General features: G+C 69.9%; 11 protein-coding genes. 8 read left to right on the top strand and 3 right to left on the bottom strand.

Translation table 11 applies throughout. From position 1 onward, the window contains the following. Positions 1 to 5 precede the first annotated feature (5 nt). Both ABT352_RS03795 and ABT352_RS03790 read right to left on the bottom strand, forming a co-directional pair. Complete coding sequence (locus ABT352_RS03795; protein ID WP_350942254.1) at positions 6 to 1,292, bottom strand: mannosyltransferase family protein; 1,287 nt, start codon at positions 1,290 to 1,292, stop codon at positions 6 to 8. Between the two features lie 298 nt (positions 1,293 to 1,590). Further along, positions 1,591 to 2,448: an SAM-dependent methyltransferase gene (locus ABT352_RS03790; RefSeq protein ID WP_350942253.1), complete on the bottom strand. Its 858-nt coding sequence runs from the start codon at positions 2,446 to 2,448 to the stop codon at positions 1,591 to 1,593. A gap of 605 nt (positions 2,449 to 3,053) precedes the next feature. Here ABT352_RS03790 and ABT352_RS03785 point away from each other — a divergent pair. The 8 genes from ABT352_RS03785 to ABT352_RS03750 all read left to right on the top strand — a co-directional run bounded on the left by ABT352_RS03785 (position 3,054) and on the right by ABT352_RS03750 (position 11,368). Then, positions 3,054 to 3,557: a methylenetetrahydrofolate reductase C-terminal domain-containing protein gene (locus ABT352_RS03785; protein ID WP_350942251.1), complete on the top strand. Its 504-nt coding sequence runs from the start codon at positions 3,054 to 3,056 to the stop codon at positions 3,555 to 3,557. Then, complete coding sequence (locus ABT352_RS03780; RefSeq protein WP_350942250.1) at positions 3,554 to 4,537, top strand: methylenetetrahydrofolate reductase; 984 nt, start codon at positions 3,554 to 3,556, stop codon at positions 4,535 to 4,537. The genes ABT352_RS03785 and ABT352_RS03780 overlap by 4 nt, the downstream gene beginning before the upstream one ends. Next, a complete protein-coding gene (locus tag ABT352_RS03775; RefSeq protein WP_350942248.1) occupies positions 4,527 to 6,017 on the top strand; it encodes a hypothetical protein in 1,491 nt (496 codons plus the stop codon). The genes ABT352_RS03780 and ABT352_RS03775 overlap by 11 nt, the downstream gene beginning before the upstream one ends. Then, positions 6,017 to 7,141, top strand: a complete 1,125-nt coding sequence (locus ABT352_RS03770; protein ID WP_350942247.1) for a uroporphyrinogen decarboxylase/cobalamine-independent methonine synthase family protein — start codon at positions 6,017 to 6,019, stop codon at positions 7,139 to 7,141. The genes ABT352_RS03775 and ABT352_RS03770 overlap by 1 nt, the downstream gene beginning before the upstream one ends. Positions 7,142 to 7,226: 85 nt before the next feature. Continuing rightward, positions 7,227 to 8,468 carry a methionine adenosyltransferase gene (gene metK, locus ABT352_RS03765; RefSeq protein WP_350942246.1) on the top strand — a complete coding sequence of 414 codons (1,242 nt, stop codon included), beginning with the start codon at positions 7,227 to 7,229 and terminating at the stop codon, positions 8,466 to 8,468. After that, entirely contained in the window at positions 8,465 to 9,331 is an 867-nt protein-coding gene (gene purU, locus ABT352_RS03760) for a formyltetrahydrofolate deformylase (protein ID WP_350942244.1), read from the top strand. Before metK ends, purU begins: the two co-directional genes overlap by 4 nt. Positions 9,332 to 9,422: 91 nt before the next feature. Continuing rightward, positions 9,423 to 10,364, top strand: coding sequence for a carbohydrate kinase family protein (locus tag ABT352_RS03755; RefSeq protein ID WP_350943533.1), 942 nt, complete (start codon positions 9,423 to 9,425; stop codon positions 10,362 to 10,364). Between the two features lie 77 nt (positions 10,365 to 10,441). Continuing rightward, positions 10,442 to 11,368 (top strand): VOC family protein, encoded by a 927-nt coding sequence (locus ABT352_RS03750; protein ID WP_350942243.1) that lies wholly within the window; start codon positions 10,442 to 10,444, stop codon positions 11,366 to 11,368. Between the two features lie 36 nt (positions 11,369 to 11,404). On the opposite strand, the gene ABT352_RS03745 is transcribed toward ABT352_RS03750, so the two are convergent. Next, on the bottom strand, positions 11,405 to 12,742 hold the full coding sequence (locus ABT352_RS03745; protein WP_350942242.1) for a PucR family transcriptional regulator: 1,338 nt from the start codon (positions 12,740 to 12,742) through the stop codon (positions 11,405 to 11,407). Positions 12,743 to 12,912: the final 170 nt, after the last annotated feature.

Here is a 12,912-nt window from a genome sequence, read left to right as displayed (position 1 = left end):
CGGTGTCAGCCGATCCACGCGCCGGTGGTGAAGTTCCCGGTGTTGATCGCCATGACCGGGATCATGATGGCCATGCTCACCAGCCACACCCAGGGCCTTCGCACCCCCGCGACGCCGATGGCGATCCACAGGGGAAACCAGGTCAGCGAGCCCCGGCCGATCGACATGTAGAACGACGACAGGGTGAGGAAGGACAGCACCTGGGGGGCGATGTACGCGAGCTCCGGCCACCTGCGCCGTACCGCGAGGCAGACGGCCAGCACCAGCAGCACCGCGGCCGAGATGATCTCCTCGTAGTAGGACGTGGTGAGCGAGGCGACGTCGTCGGACATGCTCCAGGTGTTGGCGAGCGCCTCCCACGGCCAGACGGCGTGCCGGCCCCAGAACCGGTCCTGCACCGAGTTGTAGGCCAGCCAGTCGCCGGTGCGGGTCCACTGGTAAAAGCTGTACAGCGCGAGCGGCACACCGGGGAGCGCGAGCCAGGGCAGCAGGCGCCACCCGCCCGGGCGTTTGCGGCCGTTCTCCGCCACCAGGAACATGACGAGCAGACCGAAGGCCAGGAACAGGCCGGAGATGCGCACCGTGGCCGCTCCGGTGGCCAACAGCGCGGCGTCCTCCCAGCGGCCGTTCCTGGCGAACAGCCACGCCGAGACGGCCAGGGCGAGGAACAGCGCCTCCGAGTAGCCGGAGTACAGGAACACGGCGAACGGGCTGAGGAACAGCGCCGCCACCGTGTACCGGCCGCTGCCTGCCGCGTACGTCTCGGCGAGCCGCGACAGCATCACCGCGAGCACCGCGCTGGCCACCAGCGAGATGATCATCGTGGCCAGCCGGCCGTCCTCGACGACCGGCCGCATCATCCTGATCAGTATCGCCATGCCGGGGAAGAACGCCGGCAGCTTCTCGGCGTCCTGCATGCCCGGGGGGCCGTCGTAGCCGAACTGGGCGATGGCGATGAAGTTCTCGGCGTCCCAGCGGGTGAACCGGTTGAGGAAGGGGTCGGTGGTCCGGCCAGGGCCGGCCAGGTAGGCGTAGATCAGCACACCGACGTGCGACAGCGCCCATAGGAGCAGGGCCAGCCGGTCGCCGGGGTCGGTCAGGAACCTGGGCACCCACCGCCGCCCGGCCACCTCGTCGGTCGACTCGCCGGTCGTCTCGTCGGAAGTCTCGGCGGTCGTCTCACTGGAGGTCTCGGCGGTCGTCTCGCCGGGACCTGCGCCGGGTTCCGCGGCGGCCGGTTCCCGCTCCGACTCCGTGATCTCCACCGGTCCGGCGGGCGCGCGATCAGTCACGCGAGAATCCTTATATAGCCGCAAAATCCGGGCAACCGGTTGCCCACAGCATGATCCTTCCGCGCCGGCCCGTCCCCGCTCGTCTCCTGCGAAAACCACTTCCGCCCGGTGGCGGGACGCCCCACCCCGCCGTGAAACTTCCACGCGGTGCCGGCCGCCGTGCCCGCCGTGAAAGGGGAATGTCACGCCCTCGTACCGCAGATGCAGGGCGTCCCCTGGTCGGCGTGCGCGAGGTTGTGGCAGTGGTTCGTCCACACGCCGCCGTCAACGACCGGCTCACCTGCCTTTGGAACAGGTTCTAGGCCTTGCGGGCCAGGCCGCCGTAGTAGGTGTGGTACAGCAGGGCGTTCTTGACGAAGAAGCTCGGCTCGGCACGCCACTCGGGGAGCGGGACGAGGCCAGGTTCGACCAGTTCGAAGTCGCCGAAGTACTCCGTGATCTCGTCCGGGGTGCGCCAGCGGCCGGTGCCGAGGTTCTCGTTGAAGAGCTTCTCGACCGTCGTGGCCTGCTGGGACGCCGCCGGGTGCGCCTCACCGGGATTGCAGAAGTGCGAGATCGCCACGAAGCTGCCGGACACCAGCGGGGCGCGCAGCGTGGCCGCCACTCCCGCGGGATCGTCGTCGTCGTGCAGATGGTGCAGGATGCTCAGCATCAGCAGCCCCACCGGCTCGCTGAAGTCTATGAACCTCTTGACCTGGTCGTTCTCCAGGATCGACCGTGGGTCGCGAGCGTCCGCCTGGATGACCGTCGTGCTGTCGTCGGCGGCGAGCAGCGCTCGCCCGTGGACCAGCACCATGGGGTCGTTGTCCACGTAGACCACTCGGGCCGCCGGATCGACCTCCTGCGCCACCTGGTGCACGTTGCCCTGGGTGGGCAGGCCGGAGCCGATGTCGATGAACTGCCTGATCCCCCCCTCGGCCACCATGTGGTGCACGACCCGCCGCAGGAAGGCCCGGTTGTCCTGCCCTGCCTGCTGGGCTCCTGGGGAGATCTTCATCGCCGCCTCGGCGACCTGCCGGTCGATGGCGAAGTTGTCCTTGCCGCCCAGGAACCAGTCGTAGACCCTCGCGATGCTGGGCTTCGTCGTGTCGATCTCCGCAGGCAGCTGCCCCTTGTTCAGCGTCGTCTCGTTCCCGTCTTCGCCGCGTTCGGACACCTCGCCACCTTCGCTTCGATCGGGGTCCGCTTGATCGCGGAGGACTTTGCCGATAATAACGCCGAATCCCTCTAAAGGCAGTATGTAGCGACAAGCTCACCCACAAGCGCTGAAATCGTGATGCGCTCATAGCTCTACAAAAACCGCGAATCGCTCAATCAGCCGACTTTCCCTATACGTATCGTCGGCCTCGGTGCGATCGAGGCCATGGTGTCGCGCGCCTGTCCACCACCTCCGTGGACGCGGTCCCGCCGTAGGGGCGGATACGGCCGCGCGACACCCGGCGGTCGCCCTTAACCCGACGAGCCCGACGAGCCCGACGAGCCCGACGAGAAGGAGCGTGCCCCACCGCGGAAGGTGTCGTGACGGCGCCGAGCGGGTTGTGGGCCATCACAACGAACGTCCTCCCAGTGTTGGTGTGCGGGCCTAAGACACCCGTCGCACGCTCTGGCAGCCTCGATCTCAGCGGTTGAACGAAATTCGCCGAACGATCCGGCCGCGTCTTTTCCGGCCAGGTCAACGGTGATTTCCGGCCGCGTATCCAGAAGGAGGAGATCGTGGGCTTCGACGAGCGGAACGCACCCGGCGGCGGATGGCCTCGCCCCGTGATCCCCCGAATCGGGGCTCGGCTCAGTTACGCCCTCCACCCTTTCCTCGCCACGAATCCCGTGTACCGGAGGGTCGGTGCCTGGCTCGAACGCAGGCAGCGGACCTATCGCTGGTTCACCCGCGCGGAGCGGGTGGCGAAGGAACAGCTGTACGGATGCCGCATGTGCGGTCAGTGCGCGTTGCCCGACACCGGCTACACCTGCCCGATGACCTGCCCGAAGCAACTGCGCAACGGCCCATGTGGCGGGGTGTCCGCCTCCGGCCGCTGTGAGGTCCATCCCGATCTGGTCTGCGTCTGGGTGACCGCGATCGAGCGGGCGCAGGGCGGCGGGCACGGCGCCGACCTCGACCTGCTGCAGCGTCCGGTCGATCACCGCGCGTGGGACCGCAGCTCGTGGGTGAACTACTGGCAGGGCCGCGATGACGGGCTGGGGGTGGCGCCCGGCCCGGACGACCCCCGCCCGCTGCTGCGGCGCGAGCTGGGGTTGAGTCCGCGATGAGCGCCGAGCCGGCGGGAGGTGGGCTGCGCGCCGCGTTCGCCGCCGGCAGGTTCGCCGTCACCGCCGAGATCGGCCCGCCCAGAGGGGCCGACGCGGAGGCGGTCACCCGTAAGGCGGAACTCCTGCGGGGCTGGGTCGACGCCGCGAACGTCACCGACAACCAGGGGGCGAACGCCCGGATGTCGAGCTTGGCGGGCAGCCTGCTCGCCCAGCGCGCCGGGGTCGAGCCGGTGATGCAGCTGACCTGCCGCGACCGCAATCGTCTCGCCCTGCAGTCGGACCTCCTCGCGGCCGGTGCCCTCGGCATCCCGAACGTGTTGCTGCTCACCGGCGACCACCCCCGGTTCGGTGACCATCCCGAGGCCAAGCCGGTCTTCGACCTCGACGGTGTGCAACTCGTCTGGACCGCGCGAACCCTGCGGGACGACGGCGTGCTCATCTCCGGCAGGGCCGTCTCCCCCCGTCCGGCCTGGTCGATCGGCACGGTCGAGAACCCGTTCGCGCCTCCGCTGGGGTTCCGGGCCCGCCGGCTGGCCAAGAAGGTGGCCGCAGGTGCGGAGTTCGTCCAGACGCAGTACGTGTTCGACTTCGACATATTCGAACGGTGGATGGCCGACCTGCGGGATCTCGGCGTCACCGAACGCTGCAAGATCATCGCCGGTGTCGGCCCCATCCGCTCGCTGCGCGCCCTGGAGTACATGCGCACCTCCGTCCCCGGCGTGCATGTTCCCGACCACGTCGACCGGAGGCTGCGCGGGGTACCCGCCGACCGGGTCGCCGAGGAGGGGATCCAGATGTGCGTGGAGACCGTGCAGCGGCTCGCCACGATCCCCGATGTCGCGGGCGTCCATCTCATGGCGCTCGGCTACGAGCACGGCGTGCCCGACATCCTGCGGCGGGCCGGTGTCCCCCGGCCGCCGACCGCGCTTTCCGATCACAACCGCCACCACTCCATGGAGGGCATCGGTCATGCTCGTTGACTTCCGGCCTCACTCCAAACTCAGCGGCACGAGTTCCCTGGACCTGATGACCTCGCTCGCGCCCGTCGTCGAGGCGTTGCGGGAGGGCTCCACGGACCTCGACAAGGTCCGGTTCGTGTGCGACTGGGTCCAGTACAAGTCGAACTTCCGCGAGGTGGTCGACGTCCGGCCGATCCTGCAGTGCCCGCAGCCGAGCGCGAGGCCCGGCCCCGCCATCGTGCCCCTGGGCGCCAGGGACGACGCCGTGGAGATCGCCGTCGACGTACGGCGCAGTGCCGTCATCTCCCTTGAGGAGGTCACCGCGGCGCTGCGGCGGGGGAGCGCGAACGGCCGCGTCCTGCTGGAGGACTGGGGTCCCGGCAGCCGCAGCCGCGTCTGGGAGTTCAACGCCCGCTACTGGAAGGACCTGGACCTGTGGGAGAAGTCCACCGGGCGAGGGTACGAGCAGGCGCTGCCGGGCGGTGAGAGTGACGCGCACAACCGCGACGCCGCGCGCGACGTGATCGGTGACCTCTTCGAGGTCTGGGATGCGCTGGCCGACGGCGACGCCCTGCCCGAGGAGCTGTACGTCGTCGAGCTCGGGGTGGGCAACGGCAGCCAGGCGAAGGTCTTCCTGGACGAGTTTCGCGCCCTCGACGCCGAGCACGGACGCGGCTACTACCGGCGCCTGCACTACATGATGTGCGACTACTCCCAGCATGTGCTCGATCTGGCCCGTGAGGCGGTCGATGAGCATCGGGCGCGGATCAGCTCGTTCGTGCTCGACGCGACGACGCCGTGCACCTCGCTCGGCTTCCTGAAGTACAAGGTCTTCCTCGTCTACATCTCCAACGTCTACGACAACCTGCCGACCGACGAGGTCGCCCAGCTGGGCGGCCGAACCTACCGGGTGGAGACCCGCGCCTACCTCGACGACGCCACCGTGACCGAGCTCGCCGAGTCGGTGGGGGCCTCGGTGGGCGAACTGCCGGCTCTGGTGCACAGGCTGCTGCGGCTGGGGCCGGGGCTGCTGGCCGAGACCGACCCCACCCGCTTCGCCGACGTGGACGCCGCCGTCTCCTTCTGGCGGACGGTGTGGGGCATGGTCAGGCTGGAGGAGCGGTACGTCCCGCTGGCCGGCCTCGACCTCTACTCCCTCGCGCCGTCCATGAGCGGGGAGCTGCTGCGGCCCCTGCTCGAATCCGGCGCCGACATCCGCATGCACGTCAGCAACGGGGCGGTGGCGAGCTTCGCCGACAGCCTGCGGCTCCTGCATCCGTTCGGCAGGCTCGTCTGCCACGACCTGTTCGTCACCGACGTACACGCCTATCGGACCAACTTCCGGGGCCCGGGGAAGTACGAGGGGTCCGTCGTCAACTGGGTGAACGGGCCGCTGCTGGCGCATGTGGGCCGGCGTAACGGCTTCGACGTGCACTACGCGCCCTTCGCCCATCGGGCGGGCGGGAACATCGTCACGATGACGGCGCAGGTGAGGGACTGATGGCCGCGCTCCACCAGGCCGACCTCATGGGCCGCCTGCCCCTGCTTCCCACCAGCGTCGTGGGCTCCTACCCGGTTCCCGAGTGGATGGAGCGGTTGAAGACCGACTACTACCGCGGCCGGATGAGTTACGCGCAGCTCCAGGACCTGCACGACATGGCGATCAAGGCGGCGCTCCGGGACCAGGAGATCGCCGGCATCGACATCGTGTCCGACGGCGAGCTGCGCCGCGACAACGACATCGACTACTTCCTCGCCAGGATGCCGGGGATCGACATCCCGCGGACGTCGAAGGACTTCTACTTCGACTACCACGAGGCCAGGGTCGTCGAGCGGCTGCCGCCCGCGGCCACGGCACCGCTGATGCTGGCCGACGACTTCTCCTTCACCACCGAGCAGACCTCCGATCCGGTCAAGTTCTCCTTCACCGGGCCGTTCTCACTCTCCCGGCGGGTGCGGAACGAGGCGTACGACGATCCCGGCGATCTCGTGATGGCGATCGCGCGCGTGCTCAACGCCGAGGCGCGTGCCCTGGCCGAGCGCGGCGCGCGGCTGCTGCAGATCGACGAGCCCTTTCTGGCCGGCTACCCCGGCGAGGTGGAGACGGCGATCAAGGCCGTCAACGTCGTCACCGAGGGCGTCGACGTCACCTGGGCCCTGCACGTCTGTTACGGCAACCGCTACGCGCGCCCCTCGTGGGAGGGCCACTACGACTTCCTGTTCCCCGCCGTGCTCGACGCCGCCGTGGACCAGCTCGTCCTGGAGTTCGCACGCAAGGGGTACGCGGACCTGCCGGTGATCGACAAGTTCGGCTGGGACCGCACCATCGGGCTGGGCGTCATCGACGTCAAGTCCTCCGACGTGGAGACCCCGAAGGCGGTCGCGTCCAGGATCCGGAGCGCGCTCGACCTCGTTCCCGCCGACCGGCTGGTCGTCAACCCCGACTGCGGGCTGCGGAACGTCTCCGCGCCCGTCGCCAGGGCCAAGCTCGCGGCCATGGTCGCCGGCGCCGCCATGGTGCGGACCGAGCTGACCGGCGCCGCCACAGTACGGATCGAACCGACCGGCGCCCCCACGGCGCGAACCGAACCCGCCGACGCCCCCACGGCGCGGACACCGGGCTGACCGGCGCCCCCGCGATGCGGACAGAACCGACCGGCGCCGCCCACCACCTGAACCCGCTCGAACCATCGCCCGAGGAGCCTGAGCAATGACCCGATTGGGAATCGACGACGACTACGTGTTCACCTCCGAGTCGGTGACCGAGGGACACCCCGACAAGATCGCCGACGCGGTGTCGGACGCCGTGCTGGACGCGGCGCTGACCCTTGACCCCCACTCCCGGGTCGCCTGCGAGACCCTGATCACCACCGGCATGGTCGTCCTGGCGGGAGAGATCACCGCCCCGCGGTCGCTCGACTACACGCAGATCGTCCGGGACACCGTGAACGGGATCGGGTACGACGACGGGGCCTACGGCTTCGACGGCCATTCGTGCGCCGTTCTCGTGGCACTGGACAAGCAGTCACCCGACATCGCGCAGGGCGTCGACCTGGCGCACGAGCATCGCCGGGACCGCTCCGGCGACGAGTTCGACCGAGCCGGCGCCGGTGACCAGGGAATGATGTTCGGCTACGCCACCGACGAGACCTCCGAGTTCATGCCGATGCCGATCGCGCTGGCGCACCGGCTGTCCCGCAGGCTCGCCGCCGTCCGCAAGGACGGGACCCTCGGCTACCTGCGCCCGGACGGCAAGACGCAGGTGTCGGTGCGCTATCAGGGCGACGTCCCGGTCGGCGTGGAGCAGGTGCTGATCTCGACCCAGCATGCCGAGGAGGTCTCCCTGGAGCGGATCCGCGAGGATCTCTGGCGGCACGTCGTCACCCCTGAGCTGCCGGCCGAGCTGTACGACGCCGACGCGCTCCACCGGAGCCTGCTGGTCAACCCCACCGGCAGGTTCGTGATCGGCGGCCCGGTGGGTGACGCGGGACTCACCGGACGCAAGATCATCGTCGATACCTACGGGGGATTCGCCCGGCACGGCGGCGGTGCCTTCTCCGGCAAGGACCCCTCGAAGGTGGACCGGTCCGCCGCCTACGCGGCGCGTCACGTCGCCAAGAACGTGGTCGCCGCCGGTCTCGCCCGCCGGGCGGAGGTGCAGGTGGCGTACGCCATCGGGGTGGCCAGGCCGGTGTCGGTGCTCATCGAGACGTTCGGCACCGAGCGGGTGAGCCGTTCGCTGATCCGGACGCTGGTGGCCGAGCACTTCGACCTGCGGCCCGCCGCCTTCCGTGAATACCTCGGACTGCACAGTCCCATCTACCGCCAGACCGCCGCCTACGGACACTTCGGGCGTACGGACCTCGACCTGCCGTGGGAGCGGACCGATCGGGCCGACGCGCTCCGCCGGGCCGCCGCGCTGTCCGCCGACGCCGTCCCCGCGACGCTGTGAACGGGACGGACCCCGACGTCGGCCGGCTCGTCGTGTCCTGCACCGACCGGCCGGGCGTCGTCGCCTGCGTCTCGTCGTTCCTGTACCGGCGCGGAGCCAACATCGTGCAGTCCGACCAGGACTCCACCGGGCCCGCGGGCGGCCGGTTCTTCCTGCGCGTCGTGTTCCACCTGCCGGGACTGGACAAGGAACTGCCCCGGCTGGAGCGCGAGTTCCGGCAGGAGGTCGCGGCGCGGCTCGACGCGGACTTCCGGTTCCGCGCCGCCTCCGTGCCGACCCGGGTGGCGCTCTTCGTCTCGCGCTACGACCACTGCCTGCTCGACCTGCTGTGGCGGGCCCGCCGGGGCGAGTTGCCCGTCGAGGTGTGCCAGGTGGTCTCCAACCACCCGGACCTCGCCGAGGAGGTGTCCTCGTTCGGGGTGGCGTTCGAGCACATCCCGGTGACCAGGGCGACCAAACCGGAGGCCGAACGGCGCCAGCTCGACCTCCTGAAGGGCAATGTCGATCTGGTGGTCCTCGCCCGCTACATGCAGATCCTCTCGGGTGACTTCCTGGACCGGATCGGCGTACCGGTGATCAACATCCACCATTCCTTCCTGCCCGCCTTCGCCGGCGCCGGGCCGTACGAGCAGGCGAAGGAGCGCGGCGTGAAGATCATCGGAGCGACCGCGCACTACGCCACCGAGGAGCTCGACGAGGGGCCGATCATCGAGCAGGACGTCGTCCGGGTCTCGCACCGCGAGAGCGCGCGTGAACTGACGCGGCGCGGCGCCGACATCGAGCGGACCGTGCTGGCCAGGGCCGTGACCTGGCACTGCGAGGACCGTGTCCTGGTGAACGGCCGTACCACGATCGTCTTCTGACCCCGTCGGCCCGCAACAGAATCCACATCGAGGAGTAACCGTGCCCCCAGGGACGACCGCCGTGGTCGGATCGATCGCCACCGATCATCTGATGCACTTTCCCGGCCGCTTCGCGGACCATCTCGTGGCCGACCGGCTCGACCGGGTGTCGCTGAGCTTCCTGGTCGACGATCTCGTCGTCCGCCGTGGCGGGGTCGGCGCGAACATCGCCTTCGGGATGGGGGTCCTGGGGCAACGGCCGGTGCTGGTGGGGGCGGTGGGCGCCGACTTCGCCGACTACCGGGCGATCCTCGAACGGCACGGCGTCGACTGCGGTGGGGTCCTCACCGTCGAGACGGCCCACACCCCGCGCTTCACCTGCACGACCGACGACGACCAGTGCCAGCTCGCGTCGTTCTATCCGGGGGCGATGACGGAGACGAAGAACATCTCACTCGCCCCGATCGTGGAGCGGTACGGTGTCGGGCTGGTGCTGGTGGGGGCGAGCGATCCGGACGCGATGGTCGCGCAGACCGAGGAGGCGAGGGCGCTGGGCGTGCCGTTCGCCGCCGACCCGTCGCAGCAGCTTCCCCGCCTCGACGGTGACCGGTGCCGGACCCTGGTCGACGGCGCCCGCTACCTGTTCACCAACGAGTACGAGCTGGAACTGCTGATCCGCAAGACCGGCTGGGACGCCGACGAGATCACCGGCCGGGTCGGCCTGCGGGTGACCACCCTGTCCGACCGGGGTGTGGAGATCGCCGGGCGCGACGGCACCGCGCTGCACGTCGGGGTGGTGCCGGCCAGGACGATCGCCGACCCGACCGGCGTCGGCGACGGGTTCCGTGCCGGTTTCCTCGCCGGTGGGAACGGCGGGCTGGGTCCGGAGCGGGCCGCTCAGCTCGGGGCGCTCGTCGCCACGCTGGTACTGGAGACGAACGGCGCCCAGGAGTGGACGATCGACGCCGACACCGACGTGGCCCGCCTGCGCGAAGCCTACGGCGAGGCGGCGGCGGCGGACATCGAACCGGTGCTGCGCGCCGCCCTGACCTGAGGCGGTGCCGCGTTCTCCCCGCCGCGTAGTCTTGTCGTGGCGCACCCTGTGCGCCACGAAGTGCGAGGAGATGCGGCATGCGAAGCATCGGGTACGTCGGCGTGCGGTCCGCGTCGGCGGCGGACTGGCTGGACTTCGGCCCGCGCGTCTTCGGCTTCGAGACCTACCGGCTTCCCGACGGCACGGTCCGGGTGCGCTGGTGCGACCGCTCGCACCGCCTCGCGATCCACCCGGGTGACTCCGACCGGCTGCTCTACCTCGGCTGGGAGATCGGCGCCGAGGAGTCGCTGGAGGACGTCGCGGCGCACCTGACCGCCGCCGGGTTCGAGGTGACGGCGGGCTCGGCACAACTGGCGGCGGCGCGCTCGGTCGAGCGGCTCGTCTCCTTCGAGGACCCGTTCGGCCTGCGGCACGAGTTCTTCGTCGGCCAGGAGGGGACGGCGGGCTCCTACCGGGGGCACCGGCCGACGTCACGGACGGTCACCGGAGCGCTCGGCCTGGGCTTCGTCGTGCTGCGGTTGCCGGACCTGCAGCGGGGGCTCGACTTCTACGCCGACGTGATGGGCATGAAGGTGTCCGACGCGATCAACCTCGGCGCGCACCTCGGTGAGATGTGGTTCCTGCGGTGCAATCCTCGCCACCACAGCATCGCCCTGCTCAACGGGGGCGAGACCCTCGGCCTGGAGCACCTGATGATCGAGGCGACCACGCTGGAGGAGGTGGAGATCGCCTGGGACCTGGCCAGGAGCGAGATGGACGCCTTCGTCAGCCCCGGACGCCGGCTGTCGGACAACATGTTCCTGTTCCGCGTGCGCACCTCCACCGGCTTCAACCTCTGTTACGGGTGGGGGGCGACCCAGGTCGACGACGAGGAGAGCTGGATCCCGCGTTACATCGACTCGTCGACCGGCGCCGGCATCGTCTATTCGGCCGCCGCCGCCGTGACAGCGGCCGATCCGTCCCCGGAGGCCGGGCGGCGGGAGTCCGGCGGGGACCTCACATGACCTCCCCACCGAGGACCCGAAGGCCCGGCACGGACCTCACATGATCTCTCCGCCGAGGGCGTCGATGATCTCCAGAGCCACCTGTGCGGCGAGGCGGTCGCGATAGGTGTTCAGGTCCAGGCCGGTGATCTCCTCGATCCGGTGGATCCGGTAGGTGACCGTGTTGGGATGCACGTGCAGCAGTTTCGACGCGCGTTGCGGGCTGTTGTTCTCCCGGAAGTAGCACGTCAGCGTGGAGATGAGCTCCGAGTGGTGCTTCTTCTCGTGGCGCAGCACCTCGCCGAGGATGTCCGCGGCGAACTCGTGCAGCGTCTCGATGTCGGGCACCTGGAGCAGCAGGCGGCTGATGCCGAGCTTGTCGAAGGCGACCACGGCGCCGCGCCGGCCGAGCCGCCGGATCACCTCGTTGGTCCGCCGCGCCTCCTCGTACGAGCGGGCGATGTGCGCCGGTTCGCGGAACGCTCCACCGACGCCGATGGAGACGCCGACGTCGGGAAACAGCGCTCCGAGTCGTTGCACGCACAGGGTGCCGAGTTGCTCCGCCCGGGTGGTCGAGCCCGGCGTGGCGCTCTCGGTCAGCACCACGACCACCTCGTCCGTGCGTACCGAGGTGATCGCGCCCGGGGACTGGGCGACGAACAGGCGGGCGGTCGCGCCCGCGGCGCGGTCGGCGATGAGGACGCTGCGCTGGGGGTCGCCCGTGGGCGGTTCGAGGATGACCGACAGGACGCGATGGTCACGCTCGGTGTCGTAGCCGAGGTGCTGCGCCCAGCGCACGACCTCGTCGTTGTCGCGGCCCGACCCGGACAGCAGCCCTTCGACGAGGTCGTCACGCACCTGGCTCGCCGCCGAGACGATGACGCGCTCGCGGGCCAGGATGACCCCGCAGATCGTCGCGGCGTGCTCGGCGACCAGCAGGTCGATGTCCTCGCCCTGGTCGGGAGCCGCCTCGACGAGCGAGACGAGATAGGCGGGCACGGTGTCGCCGACGAAGATCGGGGCCACGACGCGGGCTCGGCCTCGCGCCGGATCGGGCAGCCGGAGCGGGTGGCGGGACTTGCCGGCGTTGGCGAGCATGTGCGCCAGCCGGGGGTGGATCAGGTGGTCGTGGACGTACTGGATGGCGCTGTCGTCGCTCTGGCCGGGTGAGGCCGCGGCGAGGATGCCCAGCTTCTGGCTGATGATGGCCACCGTCACGTCGGTCCGGTGCGCGACGAGGTGGGCGACCGTGCCGATGTCGGCGTCCTGGAGAACCAGGCCGGACAACTGGCGGTAGATCTCCACCAGGTCACGCAGGGTGCGGTTCTCCTGGCTGATCTCGGTGGACCCACTGGTGACACTGGTGAGGCCGGTGAACGACGACTCTGCGGCCATGTGCGAATCCTAAGGTCGAACGCCGGGGTTGCCATGTGTGTGAGCACAAAGAGTACGTCGTCATCCTGTGCTGCGGCCCACAGTGCTCCCTCGTCCCGTCGGCTATACGTGGTAACCGGCCCGCGCCCGCGGCCCTCTGACCGTGACGGCGTTTCCGGTGGTCACCGCCT

Origin of the sequence: Streptosporangium sp. NPDC000563, from assembly GCF_040299985.1 — a bacterium.
In the GTDB taxonomy this organism is placed as follows: domain Bacteria; phylum Actinomycetota; class Actinomycetes; order Streptosporangiales; family Streptosporangiaceae; genus Streptosporangium.
Note: the sequence above shows the minus strand (reverse complement) of the source record. Positions and strands in the feature narration are given on the sequence as shown.

Excerpts from the sequence above, each read along its gene's own strand:
- ABT352_RS03750 (WP_350942243.1), top strand. The coding sequence starts at position 10,442 with ATGCGAAGCATCGGGTACGTCGGCGTGCGGTCCGCGTCGGCGGCGGAC.
- metK (WP_350942246.1), top strand. The coding sequence starts at position 7,227 with ATGACCCGATTGGGAATCGACGACGACTACGTGTTCACCTCCGAGTCG.
- ABT352_RS03755 (WP_350943533.1), top strand. The coding sequence starts at position 9,423 with ATGCACTTTCCCGGCCGCTTCGCGGACCATCTCGTGGCCGACCGGCTC.
- ABT352_RS03745 (WP_350942242.1), bottom strand. The coding sequence starts at position 12,742 with ATGGCCGCAGAGTCGTCGTTCACCGGCCTCACCAGTGTCACCAGTGGG.
- ABT352_RS03780 (WP_350942250.1), top strand. The coding sequence starts at position 3,554 with ATGAGCGCCGAGCCGGCGGGAGGTGGGCTGCGCGCCGCGTTCGCCGCC.
- ABT352_RS03775 (WP_350942248.1), top strand. The coding sequence starts at position 4,527 with ATGCTCGTTGACTTCCGGCCTCACTCCAAACTCAGCGGCACGAGTTCC.
- ABT352_RS03770 (WP_350942247.1), top strand. The coding sequence starts at position 6,017 with ATGGCCGCGCTCCACCAGGCCGACCTCATGGGCCGCCTGCCCCTGCTT.